We start from the raw sequence: 21,464 nt of genomic DNA, 5'->3' as shown, positions 1-21,464 counted from the left end.
GAACCCGGCCAGGTGAACGGCATGCGATGGCAGCGCCCCGTCAGGGGCGCGGGGCCGTTCTGAACATGCGGCTCCGCCGCGTGGGCGCGATCAACCATGGACGGCCCGCGGCCGCCTGAAAAGCCCCGCCCCTACGGCGACTAGTGCATTCACACACACACTCACCGTGAGGTTTCCGCATGCCCAGCGAGTTCTTCATCCCCGACCCGGAGGGTCAAGTCCCCAGCGCCGAAGGCTACTTCGGCGCCTTCGGCGGCAAGTTCATCCCGGAGGCGCTCGTCGCCGCCGTGGACGAGGTCGCCGTCGAGTACGACAAGGCCAAGCACGACCCCGAGTTCGCCCGCGAGCTCGACGACCTGCTCGTCAACTACACCGGCCGGCCCAGCGCCCTCACCGAGGTCCCGCGGTTCGCCGAACACGCCGGTGGCGCCCGGGTGTTCCTCAAGCGCGAGGACCTCAACCACACCGGCTCCCACAAGATCAACAACGTGCTCGGCCAGGCCCTGCTCACCCGGCGCATGGGCAAGACGCGCGTCATCGCCGAGACCGGCGCCGGTCAGCACGGCGTGGCGACCGCCACCGCCTGCGCGCTGTTCGGCCTCGAGTGCACCATCTACATGGGCGAGATCGACACCAAGCGCCAGGCCCTGAACGTGGCCCGTATGCGCATGCTCGGCGCCGAGGTCATCGCCGTGAAGTCCGGCAGCCGCACGCTGAAGGACGCGATCAACGAGGCCTTCCGCGACTGGGTCGCCAACGTCGACCACACCCACTACCTCTTCGGAACCGTGGCCGGGCCGCACCCCTTCCCCGCCATGGTCCGCGACTTCCACCGCGTCATCGGCGTCGAGGCCCGCCGCCAGCTGCTGGAGCGCGCCGGGCGGCTGCCCGACGCGGCCGTCGCCTGCGTCGGCGGCGGCTCCAACGCCATCGGCCTCTTCCACGCCTTCATCCCCGACGAGGGCGTACGGCTCATCGGCTGTGAGCCCGCGGGCCACGGCATCGAGACCGGAGAGCACGCGGCGACCCTGTCCGCGGGCGAGCCCGGCATCCTGCACGGATCGCGCTCGTACGTCCTCCAGGACGAGGAGGGCCAGATCACCGAGCCGTACTCGATCTCGGCCGGACTGGACTACCCGGGCATCGGCCCCGAGCACTCCTACCTCAAGGAGACCGGCCGCGGCGAGTACCGCGCGGTCACCGACGACGCGGCCATGCAGGCGCTGCGCCTGCTGTCGCAGACCGAGGGCATCATCCCGGCCATCGAGAGCGCCCACGCGCTGGCCGGCGCCCTGGAGGTCGGCCGGGAGCTGGGCAAGGACGGGCTGGTCCTGGTCAACCTGTCCGGCCGCGGCGACAAGGACATGGACACCGCCGCCCGCTACTTCGGCCTGTACGACACCGACGCCGACGCCGAGGTCGCGGCCGACACCGACACTGACACCGCCGAGATCGAGGGGGACGCCAAGTGAGCGGCAACAGTGAGTTGTTGACGGACACCCTCGCCGCCGCCAAGGCCGAGGGCCGCTCCGCCCTCATCGCCTACCTCCCGGCCGGGTTCCCGACCGTGGACGGTGGCATCGAGGCGATCAAGGCCGTCTTCGACGGCGGCGCCGACATCGTCGAGGTCGGGCTGCCGCACAGCGACCCCGTCCTCGACGGACCGGTGATCCAGACCGCCGACGACATCGCCCTGCGGGGCGGCGTCAAGATCGCGGACGTCATGCGGACGGTCCGGGAGGCCCACGAGGCGACCGGCAAGCCGGTGCTCGTCATGACGTACTGGAACCCGATCGACCGCTACGGCGTCGAGCGCTTCACCGCCGAGCTCGCCGAGGCGGGCGGGGCGGGCTGCATCCTGCCCGACCTTCCTGTCCAGGAGTCGGCGCTGTGGAGGGAGCACGCGGAGAAGCACGGCCTGGCGACCGTCTTCGTCGTGGCCCCCAGCAGCAAGGACGAGCGGCTCGCGAAGATCACCGCGGCGGGCAGCGGCTTCGTCTACGCCGCCTCGCTGATGGGCGTCACCGGCACCCGCGAGTCGGTCGGCACGCAGGCCCAGGACCTGGTGCGGCGCACCCGGGCCACCGGCACCGACCTGCCGGTCTGCGTCGGGCTCGGCGTCTCCAACGCCGAGCAGGCCGCCGAGGTCGCCGGCTTCGCGGACGGCGTGATCGTCGGCTCTGCCTTCGTCAAGCGGATGCTGGACGCGCCGGACGACGCGGCCGGTGTCGAGGCCGTCCGCGCGCTCGCGGGTGAGCTCGCGCGGGGAGTGCGCCGCCAGGCGTGACGAACGCGGTATGTCATACAGGTCCCTCGTACGGGTGGACCTGGGGCCGGGGAGGCGCGGTGCGCCTCCCCGGTTCGTTCTGCGGGGTGTGAGCGACAAGAACCGTGAGGGAAAGCGCACCGCCCGCGAGCGGCTGGCGGTCGAGCGTGAGAAGCAGAAGGCCGCGGAGAAGCGACGCCGGGTGCTGATCGTGGGCGCGAGCGTGGTCTGCGTCCTCGGTCTCGCGGCGGTGATCGGCGTCGTCGCGGCGAACGCCGGCAAGGACGACGGCGGCGACTCCTCGGGCCCGGTCGTGGCGCCCTCCGGGGCGCAGGGCAAGGACGCACTGGCCATCCCGGTCGGCAAGGACAGCGCCAAGTCCACGCTCACGGTGTGGGAGGACTTCCGCTGCCCGGCCTGCAAGGCCTTCGAGACGGCGTACCGCCCGACGATCCACGAGCTGACCGAGGCCGGACAGCTGAAGGTGGAGTACCACTTGGTCACGCTCATCGACGGCAACATGGGCGGCACCGGCTCCCGCAACGCGGCCAACGCGGCGGCCTGCGCCCAGGACGCCGGCAAGTACCCCGCGTACCACGACGTGCTCTTCGACAACCAGCCCCAGGAAGTCGACGACGCCTACGCCAAGAACGACAAGCTGATCGAGCTGGCCGGCAAGGTCGACGGCCTGGACACCCCCGCCTTCCGCAAGTGCGTCGAGGACGGCACGCACAACAGCTGGGTCGCCAAGTCCCACGAGGCCTTCAACAAGGGCGGCTTCTCGGGCACACCGACCGTGCTGCTGGGCGACAAGAACATCTACCAGGACCGGACGATGACCCCGGCCAAGCTGAAGGAGATGGTGCAGCAGGCGGCCAAGGGGTAAGGCGCTTTCACACCCGCCCGTTATGGACCCGTAGCCGGGCCGCCCGCCGTGGGCCCGGCCCGGCAGGGTAGCGTCGACCTTGCCATGGAACTTGCCTACATTCCCAGCCCGTCGCGCGGGGTGATCCACCTCGGCCCCATTCCGCTGCGCGGCTATGCGTTCTGCATCATCATCGGCGTCTTCGTTGCCGTCTGGCTCGGCAACAAGCGCTGGATCGCCCGGGGCGGGCGGGCCGGCACGGTGGCCGACATCGCGGTCTGGGCCGTGCCGTTCGGCCTGGTCGGCGGTCGGCTCTACCACGTGATCACGGACTACGAGCTGTACTTCAGCGAGGGCCGTGACTGGGTGGACGCCTTCAAGATCTGGGAGGGCGGCCTCGGCATCTGGGGCGCGATCGCCCTCGGCGCGGTGGGCGCGTGGATCGGCTGCCGGCGCAGGGGCATCCCGCTGCCCGCGTGGGCCGACGCCCTCGCCCCCGGTATCGCCCTCGCCCAGGCGATCGGCCGCTGGGGCAACTGGTTCAACCAGGAGCTGTACGGGAAGCCGACCGACCTGCCCTGGGCCCTGGAGATCACCTCGTCGACGGACGGACGGGTGCCGGGCACGTACCACCCGACGTTCCTGTACGAGTCGCTGTGGTGCATCGGCGTCGCCGTCCTGGTCATCTGGGCGGACCGCCGCTTCAAGCTGGGCCACGGACGGGCGTTCGCGCTGTACGTCGCCGCGTACTGCTCGGGCCGCGCCTGGATCGAGTACATGCGCGTCGACGACGCCCACCACATCCTGGGCCTGCGGTTGAACGTCTGGACCGCGATGATCGTGTTCGTGCTCGCGGTGGTGTACTTCGTGCTGTCGGCGAAGAAGCGGCCCGGGCGGGAGACCGTGGTGGAGCCCGGCGCGGAGCGTCCTGCCTCCGGCGGTGAGGCCGATGGTGACGGTACCGCCGACGGTGAGATCGAGGCCTCCGACGCGGAGGCCGAGGAAAACGACGAGAAAGACGGGGCCGAGTCCGCGAAGAAGGCCTGAGGTTCGATCGTACGAAGATGAGGGCGCTCGGAGATTTCCGGGCGCCCTCGTTGCGTGTGGCCGACGGGTTTCGGCGGGTTCGGCACCGCCGGATGGCGCCGCGAAGGTGCTCGCCGTTGCGGCGGAGAAAGAGGTCAGTTTCGGCGGGCCAGTGACAGAGTTCGTTGGGCCGTCGCCACCACCGCCGCATCGATGAACGTGCCGTTCGGGAGGGCCTGGGCGCCCTGGTTCGTCGTTGCCGCCTTGATGATTTTCTCCGCTTCTTCCAGCTCCTTCTCCGTGGGGAGGTAGGCCCGTTCGATGACCGGGAGCTGGCGGGGGTGAATGGCGGCGCGGCCGAGGAAGCCGAGGGTGCGGCCGTGGGCGCAGCTCGCGGTCAGGCCCTCCAGGTCGCGGATGTCGGGGTGGACGGACTGGGGCGGTGGGGCCAGGCCCGCCGCCCTCGCGGCCACGATCACGCGGGAGCGGGACCAGTCGAGGCCCGCGTCGTCCCGTACGCCCAGGTCGGCCCGCAGGTCCGTCTCCCCGAGGGAAACGCCGCGCAGGGCGGGGTGGGCGGAGGCGATCGCGTGGGCGTGCTCTACGGCGAGGGCCGTTTCCAGGAGGGCGTAGAGCGGGGGAGCGCCTCCGTCGGTACGGGCCAGGTGGTCGGCGACGTGGATGATCTGCTCGGGGGAGGTCACCTTGGGCAGGCGCAGGCCTGAGAGGCCCGGGAGCGCGGCCAGCGCCCGCAGGTCCGCCGCCGCCGGCGGCCCGCCCAGGGCGTTCACCCGGACGTGGACCGGGACGGGCTGCGGTTCGGTGAGGAGTTCTGCGGTGGCCGTGCGGGCGTACTCCTTGCGGTCGGGGGCTACCCCGTCCTCCAGGTCGATCACGACGACGTCGGCGCCGGCGACGAGGGCCTTGGCGACCACGTGCGGGCGGTCGCCGGGGGCGTACAGCCAGGTGAGCGGGGGCGCTGTCATACGGCGCCCTCCTTGCGCAGGAGGTCTAGGTCGGCCTGTGCCAGGCCGAGTTCGGTGAGGACCTCGTCCGTGTCCGCGCCGTGCGGGCGGCCCGCCCAGTGGATCGCGCCGGGGGTGGAGGAGAGGCGGAAGAGCACGTTCTGCATGCGCAGGGGGCCCAGTTCGGGGTCGTCGACCGTGGTGACCGTGTTCAGAGCCTGGTACTGCGGGTCCGCCATCACGTCGCGTACGTCCTGGATGGGGGCCACCGCCGCCTCCGCTTTCTCGAAGGCCGCGAGGACCTCGGTGCGGGTGCGCTCGGCGATCCAGGCGCCGACCGCCTCGTCGAGGACGTCTGCGTGGGCGGCCCGGTCGGCGCCCGTGGCGAACCACGGCTCGTCGATCAGCTCCGGGCGGCCGACCAGGCGCATCACGCGCTCGGCGATCGACTGTGCGGAGGTGGAGACGGCGACCCAGGTGCCGTCGGCCGTGCGGTAGGTGTTGCGGGGGGCGTTGTTGGCGGACCGGTTGCCGGTGCGTTCCTGCATGTATCCGAGCTGGTCGTACCAGGTCGGCTGCGGGCCCAGCACGGTCAGGATCGGCTCGATGATCGCCATGTCGACGACCTGGCCCTCGCCGGTGCGCTCGCGGGCGGCGAGCGCCGTCATCACCGCGTACGCCGTCGCGAGACCCGCGATCGAGTCGGCGAGGCCGAAGGGCGGGAGCGTCGGGGGCGCGTCCGGTTCGCCGGTGATCGCGGCGAAGCCGCTCATCGCCTCGGCGAGGGTGCCGAAGCCGGGGCGGCGGGCGTAGGGGCCGAACTGGCCGAAGCCGGTGACGCGGGTGAGGACCAGGCGCGGGTTGGCGGCCGACAGCTCCTCCCAGCCGAGGTCCCATTTCTCCAGGGTGCCGGGGCGGAAGTTCTCGATGACGACGTCCGCGGACCGCGCGAGACGCAGGAGGGTGGTGCGGCCGCCGGGCTTGGACAGGTCGAGGGTGATCGTGCGTTTGTTGCGGCCCAGGAGCTTCCACCACAGGCCCACGCCGTTCTTCGACGGGCCGTGGCCGCGGGACGGGTCGGGTCTCGTGGGGTGCTCGACCTTGATGACCTCCGCGCCGAAATCGCCGAGCATGGTCGCGGCGAGGGGACCGGCGAAGAGGGTGGCGAGGTCGAGGACGCGGAGACCGGTGAGGGGGGCGGCGGTCATGCGGTGAACCTCGCTTCGATCTCGGAACGGTACGGCATGGACGCCGACGCGCCCGCCCGCTCCACGGACAGTGCGGCGGCCGCGGCCGCCCAGGCCAGCGCCTCGCGCATCGGGCGGGCCTCGCCGAGGGCGACGGCCAGGGCGCCGACGAAGGTGTCGCCCGCGCCGGTCGAGTCCACGGCGGTGACCTGCGGAGCGGGCACGGTGAACGGCTCGGCGCCACGGGCCGCGTACAGACTGCCCGCCGCGCCGAGGGTGACGACCACCTCCGGGACCTGGTCGAGCAGGGCGGTGGCCGCGGTGTGCGGGTCGGTGAAGCCGGTCAGTGTCGCCGCCTCGTGTTCGTTGGGCATCAACAGGTCGGTGGCCGCGAGGAGTTCGGGAGGCAGGGGCTGGGCGGGGGCGGGCGTGAGGATCGTACGGACGCCGTGGGCGCGGGCCGTGCGCGCGCCCACGAGGACCGCGGCCAGGGGGATCTCCAGCTGGAGGAGCAGCGCGTCGGCGGAGGCGATGAGGCCCTCGTCGCCGGGGGCTAGAAGATCACTGAAAATCTTGTTGAGGGCTGTCCGGCCGTGGGCCGGGCGGCCCTTTTCGCTATGTGGTGGCCGGGGTGAGGTGCCAGGTGGTGCCGGTCCGGGTGAGTCCGAGGTTGATCAGTCGGCGGAGGTTGAGGGCGGCGGCGCGGTGGTGCAGCCAGAGGTTGTTGGCGATGACGCCGCGGTGCGGGACGCGTCGGTTGCCCTTGGCGACCAGCCAGGCGATGGCGCGTTCGACCGGGGGCCGCCATCTGCGGTATTCGGCCTGCCAGGCCGGGTCGGCGGCGTCTCGGCGGGCGGCGGTCAGCAGTTCATGCTGGGGGTGGATGTTGAGGGTGCGTCCGGTCTTGGATGTGGTGCAGCGCTCGCGCAGGGGGCAGCCGACGCAGAGGCGTTTGAACTGGGCGGTGCGGGCCCCGTCGGCTTTGATCTGGCCGAGGTTGGCGGTTCGTCCGGCTGGGCAGGTCGCGGTGCCGGCGGCTGGGTCGATGCGGAAGTCGTCGATGGTGAAGCCGTCGGGGATCACCTGCCGCAGCGGCGGTGGCTTGATGACCAGGGTGTGGCCCGCGGCCTGCAACTGTTCGCGCAGCTCGCCGGTGCCGTAGGCGGAGTCGCCGAGCACGGTTAACTCGCCGTCCTCCCCGTCCAGCAGATCACGGGCAACGGCCGCTTCGTGGTTGCCGGGACCATAGCCGCCGGTGACAGCGACGGCGGTGAACAGCCCGCTCTCCGGCTCGAAGGAGACGTGTCCTTTGAATCCGTCCTGGTGGCGGGTGCGGTTTTTGTGGATGTGCCGGGCGTCGGGATCGACGGTGGACACCGTCCGGTCGGGCGCGGTGCGCCGGGCGATGCGCCAGCGGCCATCGCGTCCGTCGGAGTCCTCGGCCGGTTCCACATCCTGCCCGGCGACCAGGGCCAGCAGGCCCATCGCGTTCGCGGCCTTCTCGCCCAGCTCACGATCGGGCAGGCGCCCGAGCAGGTTGAGGGCGTCGGTGACCAGCGCATCCACCAGCGCAGCGCGCGCCTGCTCGTCGTTCCAGGCGATCTTCGGTTTGCCCGGGTCGGTGTAGTCGTGCGCGCGGCAGTGCTCCGCGGCGGCCTCCTGGGCTCCAGGGACATCACGGATCACCCGGCGGATCGCGGAGACGATCTGGGTGACGGTGTCCTGGGTGGCCACCGCGTCATCGAGGACGGTGGAGTCCACAGCACGCCGCTGCTTGCCCTTGAGCACCCCGGTCGCGGCCACGACCTCCTTGACCTTGGTGAAAATCCGCATCGGCTCGGCCGAGTGGCGCAGCCGGCGCCTGAAGTACGTCAGCAGCGACGGATCGAACGCCATGTCGTACAAGCCCAGCCCACAGGCCGCTTTCCACCGCAGATCACACCGCAGTTCCTGGACCGTCTCGAAGTCCGACAGCCCCTGCAGGCTCTGCAGCACCACGGTGGCGGCCAGGACCTGCGGCGGCAGACTCGGACGGCCGTTGGACGACGGGTACATGTCCGCGAACATCGACGGCGGGAACAGTGCCTCCCGGTGCTCGGCCAGAAACGCAAATACGCTCCCGGCCGGGATCAACTCCCGGCAGGTCTCCCACACATCCGGCCCGACCATCTCCCCGGCCCATTCCCCCTGCATGCCTACAAGACTGACCCCGGCCCTACCGGGCCGGGGCCAGAACCCGCAACATTTTCAGTGATCTTCTAGGTGGTCGACTGTGCAGTTGGCGCCGGGGATCACGACGATCGCGTTGCCGCCCTCGTCGTCCACGACGATGTGCGCCGTGCCGGAGGGGCCCTCGGTGGTGCGGAGGTGGTCGGTGGTCACGCCCGAGTCTTCGAGCGTGGAGCGGAGGCGGGCGCCGAAGGGGTCGTTGCCGACCGCGCCGATCATCGAGACGGTGGCGCCCGCGCGGGCGGCGGCGATCGCCTGGTTGGCGCCCTTGCCGCCGGGGATCGTACGGAACGCCCGGCCGGTGACTGTTTCGCCGCGCTGGGGCGCCTTCTCGACGTAGGCGACCAGGTCCATGTTCGTGCTGCCGAGTACGGCGATGTGGGTCATGGGCGGGGGGCCTCCCGGGGGGTGAGGGCGTGGGTGAGGTGCGCGAGGGTGTCGAAGCCGATGCCGTTGAAGTCCGCGATGGAGGTGGACAGGCGGTTCTTGAGGGGGGCCGTCCAGCGGTGGGGGAGGGCGGAGGGGGTGCCGGCGAGGAGGGCGGCGATGCTGCCGGCCGTGGCGCCGTTGGAGTCGGTGTCCCAACCTCCCGATACGGCACGGCAGATGGAGCCGGTGAAGTCGCCGTCCGCGTGGGTGAGGGCGGCGGTGATCAGGGCGGTGTTGGGGATGGCGTGGACCCAGTGGTGGGTGCGGGAGTAGGTGGCGTGGAGTTCGTCCACGACCGTGTCGAAGTCCTCGTGGGTTTGGGCGAGTTGAAGGGCGTGGTGGATGGCTTGGGCCAGGCGGGAGGCCGGGGGGACGACCGTGAGGCCGGTGCGGAGTGCGGTGTGGATGTCGGGGGTGGCGCTGTCGGTGTCGGTGTCGGTGTCGGTGTCGGTGTCTGTGCCGGTGGTCGTGGCTGTGGCGGCGGTGGCGATGGTGGCCGCGATGAACATCGCCGCGTAGACGCCGTTGGCGGTGTGGGTGAGGGTGGCGTCTTTGTGGGCCTGTTCGGCGGCGGCCGCGGGGTTGCCGGGGTTTGTCCAGCCGTGGATGTCGGCTCGGATCAGGGCGCCGATCCATTCGCGGAAGGGGTTGCGGTGGCGGGCCGTGCGTGGGGGTTCGAGGCCGGTGAGGAGGTTGCGGTAGGCGATGCGTTCCGCGGTGAAGGTGCGGCCGGCGGGGAGTTCGTCGAGCCAGAGGGTGGCTACGTCCGTGGTGGTGAAGGTTTTGCCGTGGCGTTGGAGTAGGAGGAGGTTGAGGAGGGGGTAGTTGAGGTCGTCGTCCTCGGGCATGCCGTCGATGTTTTCGGCGAGGGAGGTTTTGGCTGAGCGGCGGTTCCAGGGGTACTTCGTTGCCAGGTCTTCGGGGAGGCCTTGGGCTGTGAAGTACGTGGTGAGGGGCCAGTTGCCGGTTGCTTTGGCTAGGTGGCGGATGCCGTCCAAGGGGAGCTTTTCCACTGGTTTGCCCAGGAGGCAGCCGGTGGCTCTGCCCAGCCAGGCTGCTTCCAGGCCGGCCTGGGTGGGGGCTGGGCGGGGGTGGGTCGCGCGGCCCGGCGTTGACGGGGTGCCGCCTCTCTTTGGGTCGGGAGCCGCCCCAGCGGCACGACTGCCCGCAGCTGGGGCTGGCCAGGCTGGACAGCTCGCTTTGATCTTCGCGAGGTCGGTCGGCTCCTCGTCCACCAACCTGCTGGGCAACTCGGCCAGTTCGTCCAATAGGTCTTCTGCGAGTTGCCGTAGGTACCTGGACGCCGGCTCTGCTGATGCGCCCGCTCGTAGGGGGGCCTCCTCGCCACCCGCCGCCCTCCACCTCGCCGCGATCGCCGAAGGCTCTCGGCCGTCCTGGGTGGCCTGGCGGAGTTCGTGGCCCAGTAGGTCCTCTGGTTGGACCCAGGTCAGTCGGAGCATCTCGGGCCTCCGAGCTGGGTGAACGCTGCCTCGTGCGTGCGGCGTCGGTGTGCGTCTCGTTCGAAGATCTCGCGGGTCACGGCCGTGAGGGTCGTCGCCGGTTCCCACAGGTCCAGGCGGCTTGCCTCCGACACTTGTTTCGCCCAGTCCTCCGGGGGCGGTGAGCCCAGGGCGCCTGCCAGTGCGCCGGCCATCGTGGCGGTGGAGTCGCAGTCGCGGCCGTAGTTGACGGAGCCGAGGACGGCTTGGCGGTAGTCGCCGCCGGAGACCAGCAACATGCCCAGGGCGACGGGGAGTTCCTCGATCGCGTGCAGGCGGGAGGGGCGACGGGCGCCCAGGGAGGGGGAGCGGTAGTCGGGGCCCACCGTGTCGTAGGGGGTGACCGCTTCCCTGAGCGGGGTCAGTGCCGACTCGAAGTCCGTGTGGTGGGAGGCCGTTTCGCAGACCTGCTCGATCGCGGCCCGGGTGCCGTCCTTCGCCAGGGAGAGGCAGGTGGACACGATCGAGTCCGGGGTCGCCCCTGGCGTGCTCGCCGCTGCCACCGCCGCCGCGAAGACGCCCGCCGCCTCGCGGCCGTACGACGACTGGTGGGCGCCGGCGATGTCGAGGGCCTCGGCGTAGGCGGCCGGCGGGTTGGCCGCGTTGACCAGGCCGACCGGGGCCATGTACATCGCGGCACCGCAGTTGACGATGTTGCCGGCGCCTGCCTCGCGGGGGTCGATGTGGCCGTAGTGGAGGCGGGCCACCAGCCATTTCTCCGCCAGGAAGACTCGGTGGAGGGGGAGCGCCTCCGCTTCCAGTTCCGGGATCCAGCGCGGGTTCGTCATCAGGTCCGGGACCAGGTGGTCGGCGATCGCGTAGGCGTCCAGGTGGTCGCGGACGGTCGCGTACACCTGTACCAGCGCGTGCGTCATCAAGGTGTCGTCGGTGACGTGGCCGTCGCCCTTGTGGTACGGCGCGATGGGGCGGGCGGTGCGCCAGGCGTCGCCGTTCCAGGGGCCGACGATGCCGTGGACGCGGCCGCCGTGGCGTTCGGCGATCTGCTCGGGGGAGTAGCCCTCGACGGGGCCGCCGAGTGCGTCGCCGACGGCGGCTCCGACGAGCGCGGCGGTGATCCGTTCGTCCAGACCTGCCTCTTGACTTTCTGCTCCTTTGGGCGTCATGCCCGAATCATCCTCCTGGTGGGGCCGGTTGCGTGGCTTCCAGGAGTTCGGCGAGTTCCACCAGGTCCGTGTCGGTGAGCCGGGGGAGTACGCAGCCGGAGAGGGTGCGGCAGGTCTCGCGCCAGGAGGCGGGGATGGACGCGCCGCCGCCCAGTGCGCCGGTGAGAGCTCCCGCCAGCGCCGGTGCGGAGTCGGCGACCCGGGAGAGGCAGGCCGCTGCCGGGACCGCTTCCGCGATCCGGCCGTGTGCCGCGACGGCCAGGGCCAGGGCGACCGGGACCGTTTCGGCGGCGGCGATGCCGTAGCTGTAGACGTGGTCGACGATCTGGTGTTCGAGCAGGGGGATCAGGGCGAAGGCGCTGTCGGCGTCCTGGGCCAGCTTCAGTGCGTGGCGGGTGTTGCGGCCGATCTCCGTCTCCTCGGGGAGTTCGGCGAGGGCGGCTGTCACGCAGGCCTGCGCCCTGGCGCCGACGAGGGCGAGCGCCACTGCCGCCGCCATGGCACGGGCGCCGTGCACTCCGTCGCCGTCCTGGGTGTAGCGGGCGTCGAACTCGGCCAGGTCGGCGGCGAGTCGGGGGTCGCCGGGGTGGGCCACGGCCAGGACGCAGGCCCGGACGCAGGCGGCGTCGTCGAAGTAGTGCGGGTTGTCGTGGCCGGTGGCGGGCGGGCGTAGGCCGGTGGCGAGGTTGCCGAGGCCGGCGCGGACGGAGATGCGGGCGCGGAGGGGGAGGACGGCGGATTCGATCTCGGGGGCGCGGTCTGCTGCCGCTGCTACTTCGCTGGCCACGGCGTTCCAGGTCAGGTCGATCGCGGCGCGGGTACGGCGTTCTCGGCTGAGGTCGCCGAGGGCGGTGTCGTCGCCGGATCGCAGGAGGGCCTCCGCGGCGAAGGCCGCCCACTCGGCGTCGTCGGACGGGCCCAGGCGGAGGGGTTCGGGGGGTTGGTTCAGGGCGATGGGGACGGGGAGGGTGGTCGTCGCGTTCTGTTCCGCGAAGGTGTCGAGTTCGCGGGTGAGGCGGCGGGTCCAGTCGGGCATACGGGCGGCTCGGTGGCGGGCGGCGGGCCAGCCGGCGGCGTCGCCTGCGGCCAGGCCCAGCAGGAGGCCTTCGATGCGGTGGGGGTGGGTGCGGGTGTGAGTGGCCTCGGCTTCGCCTTCGGCCTTGTTGTTCCCACCCGCACCACCCGTACTACTTTCGTTGTCGGGGACGGGTGGCCCCTGTGGGGCGTCCCCGCCGTCGGCGGCCGCGGGTTCGAGCAGGGCCGCCGTGGTCGTTGCCTCGTCCCACGGGCCGGGCGGCTTCACGACGGCACCTCTGCCTCGTCGTCCGCCGCCGGGCTGAAGGCGCGCGGACCTGGTGGCGGCCACGTATCCCGACCCGCGCCCCACCTCCCGCCCTCCCCCGGCGTCAGCAACTCAGCCACCTCCAGCACGTGGTGCCCCGCCATCGACGGCAGACAGCTGCCCCGCGCCGGGCCGATCGCCGCGGCCCAGTCGGCCGGGATCGCGGACGCGCCCTGTGTCGCGCCCGCCAGGGCGCCCGCCACCGCCGCCGTGGTGTCGGCGTCGCGGCCCATGTTGACGGCTGTCAGGACGGCCTGGACGAAGTCGCCGTCGGCTGCCGCGTAGGCGCCGAAGGCGAGGGCGACCGCCTCGGGGGCCAGGTCGGTCCACGGGTAGCCGCCGATGACGACGGCGGAGCGGACGGCGCGTTCGCCTCGGTGGGCGACGGCCACCGCCCGGCGCAGCGAGCGGGCCGTCCAGGAGTCGTCGGGGACCACCGCCAGGGCCGAGGCCACCACGGCGATCGTCGGCGCTCCCGCCATCGCCGCCGCGACCCCGGCCGCCACCGCCTGGCCGCCGTAGATGCCCTCGCCGTCGTGGCTCACCGAGCCGTCGATGGCCACCAGGCGGGCGGCCTCGGCGGGGCGGCCCGCCGCGAAGACGCCGAACGGGGCCGCGCGCATCGCCAGGCCGTCGCTCCACGCGTGGCGGTGCTGGGCCGAGATGGGGGCCGCCAGGCCCCGGCGCAGGTTCTCCAGCGTGCCGCGTTCGCTGAAGCCCGCGCCCCGGAACGGGCCCTCGTCGCGGTCCGCGATCCACGCGTGCCAGGCCGCCTCCACGTGCGCCGGGGTGAGGCCCGAGCCGTGCCGGGCCAGCAGGAGGCCCGAGAAGATCGCGTACTCGGTGTCGTCGGTGCCGGACGGGTCGTCGGCGACGTAGCCGGTGATACGGCCCCAGCGGGCGCGGATCTCGGAGGGCTTCAGGTTCTCGGCCGGGGCTCCCAGGGCGTCCCCGACGGCCAGGCCGAGCAGGGCGCCGCGGGCCCGCTCGCGGAGTTCGGCGGTGTCCCCGGGCGCCGGGACCGAGGGAATGCAGGCGATCGATGCCATACGCGGCCTCTCCTCCGGGGGCTTCGCACAAGGCGCGGAGCCCTTTGCGGATGTGTCCCACCGGAGCGGTTCGCCAGAGCCTCGGCGACCTCAGCATCACCCGGTCGACATCTGTGCACCACCTCGTTCGGATGAGCACCCGAGGGTAAAAGCGCAGGTTAGTCCAGCCTTTCCTTGCTGGCGGAGGGGAATGGGGCGCCGTAGTGTTGGTGTTGTCAAAAAGTAGAACCCGTCCAAGTAGGCACTCTGGGGGACCGGTATGGCCATCATCGAGACCGATGCGGCGCTGCACGAGGCGCACCGCGACAACCACACGCACCGGGATGTGAACGGCGGCTGGCTGCGCCCCGCCGTGTTCGGTGCGATGGACGGTCTGGTCTCCAACCTCGCCCTGATGACGGGTGTCGCGGGGGGATCGGTCAGTCATCACACGATCGTGCTGACCGGGTTCGCGGGGCTCGCCGCCGGCGCCTTCTCCATGGCCGCCGGGGAGTACACGTCCGTGGCCTCGCAACGCGAGCTCGTCGAGGCGGAGCTGGATGTGGAGCGGCGGGAGCTGAGAAAGCACCCCAAGGACGAGGAGGCCGAGCTCGCCGCGCTGTACGAGGGGCGGGGTGTCGAGCCGGGGCTGGCCCGGGAAGTGGCCAAGCAACTGTCCCGTGATCCCGAGCAGGCGCTGGAGATCCACGCGCGCGAGGAGTTGGGCATCGATCCCGGGGATCTGCCGTCGCCGCTGGTCGCCGCCGTCTCCTCGTTCGGATCGTTCGCGCTGGGCGCCCTGCTCCCCGTACTGCCGTATCTGCTCGGTGCCACCTCCCTGTGGCCCGCCGTGCTGCTCGCGCTGCTCGGGCTCTTCGCATGCGGTGCCGTGGTGGCCAAGGTGACGGCGCGCACCTGGTGGTTCAGCGGGCTGCGGCAGCTCGCTCTCGGTGGCGCGGCGGCCGGTGTGACGTACGCCCTGGGCAGTTTGTTCGGAACCGCCGTAGGATAGGTCGGCTACAAGTTATGCGTTGGGCCGCATAAGTAGCCGTTACTCGCTGGTTTCGAATGCTTAACCACGGGGCATGAGCCGTAAGCGCTGTGGGCAATGAGGCCCGCGGCGCACCCGCGGGGTCGGCGACGACGCTTTCCCCGCCGTGTCGGGCCGACGGGCATCGATCTGACCGATCGATCCGTTTTGGTCCCCCAATACTTCACGCCGCCGAGCGCGGTACCCCCGCCGCGCACCTACGGCGTCCGCATGTTGGAACGGAATATCCCGGTTCCCGAGAACCGCTCCATCATGTAACCTGCACGAAATTTTGCACTCACGCAGAGGGCCAACGTCGTCCCTCGGCAATCTGCATATGCCACATGACGACGACGGGAGAGCCGATGCGTACGCCGCGCCAGCCGTCCCAGCACTCCACGAATGGCCGGAACCGGTCCTTCATGGATGCTCGCCCTGCTGCGCAGGGTATGTACGACCCCCGCAACGAGCACGACGCCTGTGGCGTCGGCTTCGTGGCCACCCTCACCGGCGAGGCGAGCCATGCGCTGGTCGAGCAGGCGCTGACCGTTCTGCGCAACCTGGAACACCGCGGTGCCACCGGCTCCGAGCCCGACTCGGGTGACGGCGCGGGCATCCTGTCCCAGGTACCGCACGCCTTCTTCCGCGAGGTGGCCGAATTCGAGCTGCCCGAGGCGGGTGCGTACGCCGTCGGTATCGCCTTCCTGCCGGAGGACTCCGCCGCGGAAGCCGTCTCGCGGATCGAGACGATCGCCGCTGAGGAGGGCATGACCGTCCTCGGCTGGCGCGAGGTGCCCGTCGCTCCCGAACTCCTCGGCGCCACCGCCCGCTCGACGATGCCCCTCTTCCGGCAGATCTTCGTCGCTGGGGGCCCCTCCCGGACGGAGTCTGGGGGAGGTTCCACCGTGCCCGCCACGGACATCGCCCTGGACCGCAAGGCGTTCGTGCTGCGCAAGCGCGCCGAGCGCGAGGTGGACGTCTACTTCCCCTCCCTCTCCGCGCGGACCATCGTCTACAAGGGCATGCTGACCACCGGCCAGCTGGAGCCCTTCTTCCCGGACCTGTCCGACCGCCGCTTCGCGTCGGCCATCGCGCTGGTGCACTCGCGGTTCTCGACGAACACGTTCCCGTCGTGGCCCCTGGCTCACCCGTACCGCTTCGTCGCGCACAACGGTGAGATCAACACCGTCAAGGGCAACCGCAACTGGATGGCGGCCCGCGAGTCCCAGATCGTCTCGGATCTGTTCGGTGACCAGGACACGATCGACCGGGTCTTCCCGATCTGCACGCCCGACGCCTCCGACTCGGCGTCCTTCGACGAGGTCCTCGAACTCCTGCACCTGGGCGGCCGTTCGCTGCCGCACTCCGTGCTGATGATGATCCCGGAGGCGTGGGAGAACCACGACTCCATGGACCCGGCCCGGCGCGCCTTCTACCAGTTCCACTCCACGATGATGGAGCCCTGGGACGGCCCGGCCTGCGTCACCTTCACCGACGGCAAGCAGGTCGGCGCGGTCCTCGACCGCAACGGTCTGCGCCCCGGCCGCTACTGGGTCACCGACGACGGCCTCGTCGTCCTCGGCTCCGAGGTCGGCGTCCTCGACATCGACCCGTCCAAGGTCGTCCGCAAGGGCCGCCTGCAGCCCGGCCGTATGTTCCTCGTCGACACCGTCGAGCACCGCATCATCGAGGACGACGAGATCAAGGCCGAGCTCGCCGCCGAGAAGCCGTACGCGGAATGGCTGGAGGCCGGCGAGATCGAGCTGTCCGACCTGCCCGAGCGCGAGCACATCGTGCACACGCACGCCTCGGTCACCCGCCGCCAGCAGACCTTCGGCTACACCGAGGAGGAGCTGCGCGTCATCCTGGCGCCGATGGCCAAGGCCGGTGCCGAGCCGATCGGGTCGATGGGCACGGACTCGCCGATCGCCGCGCTGTCGGACCGTCCGCGCCTGCTCTTCGACTACTTCACCCAGCTGTTCGCGCAGGTCACCAACCCGCCGCTGGACGCCATCCGGGAAGAGCTGGTCACCAGCCTGCGCTCGTCCCTCGGCCCCGCGGGCAACCTCCTCGAGCCGACGGCCGCTTCGTGCCGCTCGGTCACCCTGCCCTTCCCGGTGATCGACAACGACGAGCTGGCCAAGCTCATCCACATCAACGCCGACGGCGACATGCCGGGCTTCAAGGCCGCGACCCTGTCCGGTCTCTACCGGGTGCACGGTGGCGGTGACGCCCTCGCCGCGCGCATCGAGGAGATCTGCGCCGAGGCCGACGCCGCCATAGAGAACGGCGCCCGTCTGATCGTCCTGTCGGACCGCCACTCGGACGCCGAGCACGCGCCGATCCCGTCGCTGCTGCTCACCGCGGCCGTCCACCACCACCTCATCCGCACCAAGCAGCGCACCCAGGTGGGTCTGCTGGTGGAGGCCGGTGACGTCCGCGAGGTCCACCACGTCGCCCTGCTCATCGGCTTCGGCGCCGCGGCGGTCAACCCGTACCTGGCGATGGAGTCCGTCGAGGACCTGGTCCGCGCAGGGACGTTCCTCCCCGGCATCGAGCCCGAGCAGGCCATCCGCAACCTGATCTACGCGCTCGGCAAGGGCGTGCTGAAGGTCATGTCCAAGATGGGCATCTCCACCGTCGCCTCCTACCGCGGCGCCCAGGTCTTCGAAGCGGTCGGCCTCGACGAGCAGTTCGTCAACAAGTACTTCAGCGGCACGGCCACCAAGATCGGCGGCGTCGGCATCGACGTCATCGCCAAGGAGGTCGCCGCCCGGCACGCCAAGGCATACCCGGCCTCCGGCATCGCGCCGGCCCACCGCGCCCTCGACATAGGCGGCGAGTACCAGTGGCGCCGCGAGGGCGAGCCGCACCTGTTCGACCCGGAGACGGTCTTCCGCCTCCAGCACTCCACGCGCACCGGCCGCTACGACATCTTCAAGAAGTACACGGAGCGCGTGAACGAGCAGTCCGAGCGCCTGATGACGCTGCGCGGTCTGTTCGCCCTAAAGACATATAAGAACGGCAAGAGCGACCGGCAGCCGATCTCCGTCGACGAGGTCGAGCCGGTCAGCGAGATCGTCAAGCGCTTCTCCACCGGCGCCATGTCGTACGGCTCCATCTCCAAGGAAGCCCACGAGACGCTCGCCATCGCCATGAACCAGCTGGGCGGCAAGTCCAACACCGGTGAGGGCGGCGAGGACGCGGACCGTCTGTACGACCCGGCGCGCCGTTCGTCGATCAAGCAGGTCGCCTCCGGCCGCTTCGGTGTGACCTCCGAGTACCTGGTCAACGCCGACGACATCCAGATCAAGATGGCCCAGGGCGCCAAGCCCGGCGAGGGCGGCCAGCTGCCCGGCCACAAGGTGTACCCGTGGGTGGCCAAGACCCGGCACAGCACCCCCGGTGTCGGCCTGATCTCGCCACCGCCGCACCACGACATCTACTCCATCGAGGACCTGGCCCAGCTGATCCACGACCTCAAGAACGCGAACCCGCAGGCGCGGATTCACGTCAAGCTGGTCTCCGAGGTCGGCGTCGGCACGGTCGCCGCGGGTGTCTCCAAGGCCCACGCGGACGTCGTGCTCATCTCCGGCCACGACGGCGGTACGGGTGCCTCGCCGCTGACCTCGCTCAAGCACGCGGGCGGTCCGTGGGAGCTCGGCCTCGCCGAGACCCAGCAGACGCTGCTGCTCAACGGCCTGCGCGACCGCATCGTCGTACAGACCGACGGCCAGCTGAAGACCGGCCGTGACGTGGTCATCGCCGCGCTGCTCGGCGCCGAGGAGTTCGGTTTCGCGACCGCGCCGCTCGTCGTCTCCGGCTGCGTCATGATGCGCGTCTGCCACCTGGACACCTGCCCGGTCGGCATCGCCACCCAGAACCCGACCCTGAGGGACCGGTTCACCGGCAAGGCCGAGTACATCGTGAACTTCTTCCGGTACATCGCCGAAGAAGTCCGCGAGATCCTCGCCGAGCTGGGCTTCCGCTCCATCGAGGAGGCCGTCGGCCACGCCGAGACGCTCGACGTCACGCGTGCCGTCGACCACTGGAAGGCGCAGGGCCTGGACCTGTCCCCGCTGTTCTACGTGCCGGAGCTGCCCGAGGGCACCCCGCTCCACCAGGTGATCGCGCAGGACCACGGCCTGGAGAAGGCGCTCGACAACGAGCTGATCAAGCTCGCCGGCGACGCCCTGGCCGCGGACTCCGCCACCGACGCCCAGCCGGTGCGCGCCCAGGTCGCCATCCGCAACATCAACCGCACGGTCGGCACCATGCTCGGCCACGAGGTGACGAAGAAGTTCGGCGGGGCGGGTCTGCCCGACGACACCATCGACATCACCTTCACCGGCTCGGCGGGCCAGTCCTTCGGCGCCTTCCTGCCGCGCGGTGTCACGCTGCGCCTGGAGGGCGACGCCAACGACTACGTCGGCAAGGGCCTCTCCGGCGGCCGGGTGATCGTGCGCCCGGACCGGAACGCCGACCACCTCGCCGAGTTCTCGACGATCGCGGGCAACACCATCGCGTACGGCGCGACCGGCGGCGAGCTGTTCCTGCGCGGCCGGACGGGCGAGCGGTTCTGCGTCCGCAACTCCGGCGCCACCGTGGTGTCCGAGGGCGTGGGCGACCACGGCTGCGAGTACATGACCGGCGGCCACGCGGTGGTCCTCGGCGAGACCGGGCGCAACTTCGCGGCCGGCATGTCCGGCGGCATCGCGTACGTCATCGACCTGAACCGCGACAACGTCAACGTCGGCAACCTGGGCGCGATCGAGGCCCTGGACGACGACGACAAGCAGTGGCTGCACGACGTGGTGCGCCGCCACGCCGAGGAGACCGGCTCCACGGTCGCCGAGAAGCTGCTCGCCAACTGGGACGCGTCCGTGGAGCGTTTCAGCAGGATCATCCCCAGCACGTACAAGGCAGTGCTCGCCGCCAAGGACGCCGCCGAGCGAGCCGGTCTCTCCGAGACCGAGATCACCGAGAAGATGATGGAGGCGGCGACCAATGGCTGATCCCAAGGGCTTTCTCAACCACGGCCGCGAGGTCGCCAGGACCCGCCCCGTCGACGAGCGCGTCAAGGACTGGAACGAGGTCTACGTCCCCGGCTCCCTGCTGCCGATCATCAGCAAGCAGGCCAGCCGGTGCATGGACTGCGGCATCCCGTTCTGCCACAACGGCTGTCCGCTGGGGAACCTGATCCCCGAGTGGAACGACTACGCCTACCGCGAGGACTGGGCGGCCGCCTCGGAGCGCCTGCACGCGACGAACAACTTCCCGGAGTTCACCGGGCGGCTGTGCCCGGCCCCGTGCGAGTCGGCGTGTGTGCTGGGCATCAACCAGCCGGCGGTCACCATCAAGAACGTCGAGGTCTCGATCATCGACAAGGCGTGGGAGACCGGTGACGTCGCCCCGCAGATCCCGGAGCGCCTGTCCGGCAAGACGGTCGCGGTCATCGGCTCCGGCCCGGCGGGCCTGGCCGCCGCCCAGCAGCTGACCCGGGCCGGTCACACGGTCGCCGTCTACGAGCGCGCGGACCGCATCGGAGGGCTCCTCCGGTACGGCATCCCCGAGTTCAAGATGGAGAAGCGGCACATCAACCGCCGTATCGAGCAGATGCGCGCGGAGGGCACCCGCTTCCGCACCGGCATCGAGATCGGCCGCGACCTGAAGGCGACGGACCTGAAGAAGCGGTACGACGCGATCGTCATCGCCGCCGGTGCGACGACCGCCCGTGACCTCCCCGTCCCCGGCCGTGAGCTCAAGGGCATCTACCAGGCCATGGAGTACCTGCCCCTGGCCAACAAGGTGCAGGAGGGCGACTACGTGGCGCCCCCGATCTCGGCCGAGGGCAAGCACGTCGTGGTCATCGGCGGCGGCGACACCGGCGCCGACTGCGTGGGCACCGCCCACCGTCAGGGCGCGGCCTCCGTCACGCAGCTGGAGATCATGCCCCGCCCGAACGACGACCGGAACCCGGTCGCCCAGCCGTGGCCGACCTTCCCGATGCTCTACAAGGTCACCTCCGCGCACGAGGAGGGCGGCGAGCGGATCTACTCCGTCTCCACCACCCACTTCGAGGGCGACGAGGACGGCAACGTCCAGTGGCTGCACCTCACCGAGGTCGAGTTCGTCGAGGGCAAGCTGACCCAGAAGCCGGGCACGGAGCGCAAGATCCCCGCCCAGCTGGTGACACTGGCGATGGGCTTCACCGGTACCGACCGCGACAACGGTCTCGTGGACCAGTTCGGCCTGGACCTCGACGAGCGCGGCAACATCGCCCGCGACGCCGACTTCCAGACCAACGTGCCGGGCGTGTACGTCGCCGGTGACGCGGGCCGTGGCCAGTCGCTGATCGTGTGGGCGATCGCCGAGGGCCGCTCGGCCGCCCGCGGTGTGGACCGCTTCCTGACCGGTGGCAGCGAACTGCACGCCCCGATCCGGCCGACCGACCGCTCGCTGATGGTCTGATCC

At 71.0% G+C, this 21,464-nt stretch carries 14 protein-coding genes and 2 pseudogenes; 7 read left to right on the top strand and 9 right to left on the bottom strand.

Translation table 11 applies throughout. From position 1 onward, the window contains the following. Positions 1 to 179: 179 nt before the first annotated feature. The 4 genes from trpB to lgt all read left to right on the top strand — a co-directional run bounded on the left by trpB (position 180) and on the right by lgt (position 4,178). On the top strand, positions 180 to 1,472 hold the full coding sequence (gene trpB / locus Q4V64_RS12825; RefSeq protein ID WP_124443016.1) for a tryptophan synthase subunit beta: 1,293 nt from the start codon (positions 180 to 182) through the stop codon (positions 1,470 to 1,472). Beyond that, positions 1,469 to 2,287 carry a tryptophan synthase subunit alpha gene (trpA, locus tag Q4V64_RS12820; protein WP_124443017.1) on the top strand — a complete coding sequence of 273 codons (819 nt, stop codon included), beginning with the start codon at positions 1,469 to 1,471 and terminating at the stop codon, positions 2,285 to 2,287. Before trpB ends, trpA begins: the two co-directional genes overlap by 4 nt. 88 nt (positions 2,288 to 2,375) lie before the next feature. Continuing rightward, positions 2,376 to 3,152, top strand: coding sequence for a thioredoxin domain-containing protein (locus tag Q4V64_RS12815; RefSeq protein WP_172629426.1), 777 nt, complete (start codon positions 2,376 to 2,378; stop codon positions 3,150 to 3,152). An 84-nt stretch (positions 3,153 to 3,236) separates the two neighbouring features. Then, the gene (lgt, locus tag Q4V64_RS12810) at positions 3,237 to 4,178 is read left to right on the top strand and encodes a prolipoprotein diacylglyceryl transferase (protein WP_124443018.1); all 942 of its coding nucleotides are present in this window, start codon (positions 3,237 to 3,239) and stop codon (positions 4,176 to 4,178) included. Positions 4,179 to 4,312: 134 nt separating this feature from the next. Here lgt and Q4V64_RS12805 read toward each other — a convergent pair whose 3' ends face one another. From Q4V64_RS12805 to Q4V64_RS12765, 9 genes and pseudogenes are all read right to left on the bottom strand, one after another. After that, on the bottom strand, positions 4,313 to 5,143 hold the full coding sequence (locus tag Q4V64_RS12805) for a CoA ester lyase (protein WP_124443019.1): 831 nt from the start codon (positions 5,141 to 5,143) through the stop codon (positions 4,313 to 4,315). Continuing rightward, on the bottom strand, positions 5,140 to 6,330 hold the full coding sequence (locus tag Q4V64_RS12800) for a CoA transferase (protein WP_124443020.1): 1,191 nt from the start codon (positions 6,328 to 6,330) through the stop codon (positions 5,140 to 5,142). The genes Q4V64_RS12805 and Q4V64_RS12800 overlap by 4 nt, the downstream gene beginning before the upstream one ends. Next, positions 6,327 to 6,866 (bottom strand): annotated as a pseudogene (locus Q4V64_RS12795) (PfkB family carbohydrate kinase); the annotation flags it as partial. The gene Q4V64_RS12800 and the pseudogene Q4V64_RS12795, both read right to left, overlap by 4 nt. Positions 6,867 to 6,924: 58 nt before the next feature. Beyond that, positions 6,925 to 8,502 (bottom strand): IS1182 family transposase, encoded by a 1,578-nt coding sequence (locus tag Q4V64_RS12790; protein WP_303708624.1) that lies wholly within the window; start codon positions 8,500 to 8,502, stop codon positions 6,925 to 6,927. A 66-nt stretch (positions 8,503 to 8,568) separates the two neighbouring features. Further along, a pseudogene (locus tag Q4V64_RS12785) lies at positions 8,569 to 8,925 on the bottom strand (PfkB family carbohydrate kinase); the annotation flags it as partial. Next, positions 8,922 to 10,427: an ADP-ribosylglycohydrolase family protein gene (locus Q4V64_RS12780; protein ID WP_124443027.1), complete on the bottom strand. Its 1,506-nt coding sequence runs from the start codon at positions 10,425 to 10,427 to the stop codon at positions 8,922 to 8,924. The gene Q4V64_RS12780 and the pseudogene Q4V64_RS12785, both read right to left, overlap by 4 nt. Beyond that, the gene (locus tag Q4V64_RS12775) at positions 10,415 to 11,590 is read right to left on the bottom strand and encodes an ADP-ribosylglycohydrolase family protein (protein ID WP_124443028.1); all 1,176 of its coding nucleotides are present in this window, start codon (positions 11,588 to 11,590) and stop codon (positions 10,415 to 10,417) included. The genes Q4V64_RS12780 and Q4V64_RS12775 overlap by 13 nt, the downstream gene beginning before the upstream one ends. Before the next feature lie 7 nt (positions 11,591 to 11,597). Further along, positions 11,598 to 12,701 carry an ADP-ribosylglycohydrolase family protein gene (locus tag Q4V64_RS12770; RefSeq protein WP_124443232.1) on the bottom strand — a complete coding sequence of 368 codons (1,104 nt, stop codon included), beginning with the start codon at positions 12,699 to 12,701 and terminating at the stop codon, positions 11,598 to 11,600. Between the two features lie 188 nt (positions 12,702 to 12,889). Next, positions 12,890 to 13,981, bottom strand: a complete 1,092-nt coding sequence (locus tag Q4V64_RS12765; RefSeq protein WP_303709937.1) for an ADP-ribosylglycohydrolase family protein — start codon at positions 13,979 to 13,981, stop codon at positions 12,890 to 12,892. 259 nt (positions 13,982 to 14,240) lie between these two features. On the opposite strand from Q4V64_RS12765, the gene Q4V64_RS12760 reads away from it, so the two are divergent. The 3 genes from Q4V64_RS12760 (at position 14,241) to Q4V64_RS12750 (ending at position 21,461) form a co-directional block, all read left to right on the top strand. Then, complete coding sequence (locus Q4V64_RS12760) at positions 14,241 to 14,972, top strand: VIT1/CCC1 transporter family protein (protein WP_124443029.1); 732 nt, start codon at positions 14,241 to 14,243, stop codon at positions 14,970 to 14,972. A gap of 383 nt (positions 14,973 to 15,355) precedes the next feature. After that, positions 15,356 to 20,005: a glutamate synthase large subunit gene (gene gltB / locus Q4V64_RS12755; protein WP_124443233.1), complete on the top strand. Its 4,650-nt coding sequence runs from the start codon at positions 15,356 to 15,358 to the stop codon at positions 20,003 to 20,005. After that, positions 19,998 to 21,461 (top strand): glutamate synthase subunit beta, encoded by a 1,464-nt coding sequence (locus tag Q4V64_RS12750; RefSeq protein ID WP_124443030.1) that lies wholly within the window; start codon positions 19,998 to 20,000, stop codon positions 21,459 to 21,461. Before gltB ends, Q4V64_RS12750 begins: the two co-directional genes overlap by 8 nt. Positions 21,462 to 21,464 lie beyond the last annotated feature (3 nt).

The sequence above is a fragment of the Streptomyces sp. NL15-2K genome (genome assembly GCF_030551255.1).
Taxonomy (GTDB): domain Bacteria; phylum Actinomycetota; class Actinomycetes; order Streptomycetales; family Streptomycetaceae; genus Streptomyces.
The sequence above is the reverse complement of the archived record's forward strand: the minus strand, read 5'-3'. Positions and strand labels throughout refer to the sequence as shown.

What these genes read in the sequence shown, in the direction of transcription:
- trpB (WP_124443016.1), top strand. Translation starts at nt 180, where the DNA reads ATGCCCAGCGAGTTCTTCATCCCCGACCCGGAGGGTCAAGTCCCCAGC.
- lgt (WP_124443018.1), top strand. Translation starts at nt 3,237, where the DNA reads ATGGAACTTGCCTACATTCCCAGCCCGTCGCGCGGGGTGATCCACCTC.
- Q4V64_RS12805 (WP_124443019.1), bottom strand. Translation starts at nt 5,143, where the DNA reads ATGACAGCGCCCCCGCTCACCTGGCTGTACGCCCCCGGCGACCGCCCG.
- Q4V64_RS12800 (WP_124443020.1), bottom strand. Translation starts at nt 6,330, where the DNA reads ATGACCGCCGCCCCCCTCACCGGTCTCCGCGTCCTCGACCTCGCCACC.
- Q4V64_RS12790 (WP_303708624.1), bottom strand. Translation starts at nt 8,502, where the DNA reads ATGCAGGGGGAATGGGCCGGGGAGATGGTCGGGCCGGATGTGTGGGAG.
- Q4V64_RS12780 (WP_124443027.1), bottom strand. Translation starts at nt 10,427, where the DNA reads ATGCTCCGACTGACCTGGGTCCAACCAGAGGACCTACTGGGCCACGAA.
- Q4V64_RS12775 (WP_124443028.1), bottom strand. Translation starts at nt 11,590, where the DNA reads ATGACGCCCAAAGGAGCAGAAAGTCAAGAGGCAGGTCTGGACGAACGG.
- Q4V64_RS12765 (WP_303709937.1), bottom strand. Translation starts at nt 13,981, where the DNA reads ATGGCATCGATCGCCTGCATTCCCTCGGTCCCGGCGCCCGGGGACACC.
- Q4V64_RS12760 (WP_124443029.1), top strand. Translation starts at nt 14,241, where the DNA reads ATGGCCATCATCGAGACCGATGCGGCGCTGCACGAGGCGCACCGCGAC.
- gltB (WP_124443233.1), top strand. Translation starts at nt 15,356, where the DNA reads ATGCGTACGCCGCGCCAGCCGTCCCAGCACTCCACGAATGGCCGGAAC.
- Q4V64_RS12750 (WP_124443030.1), top strand. Translation starts at nt 19,998, where the DNA reads ATGGCTGATCCCAAGGGCTTTCTCAACCACGGCCGCGAGGTCGCCAGG.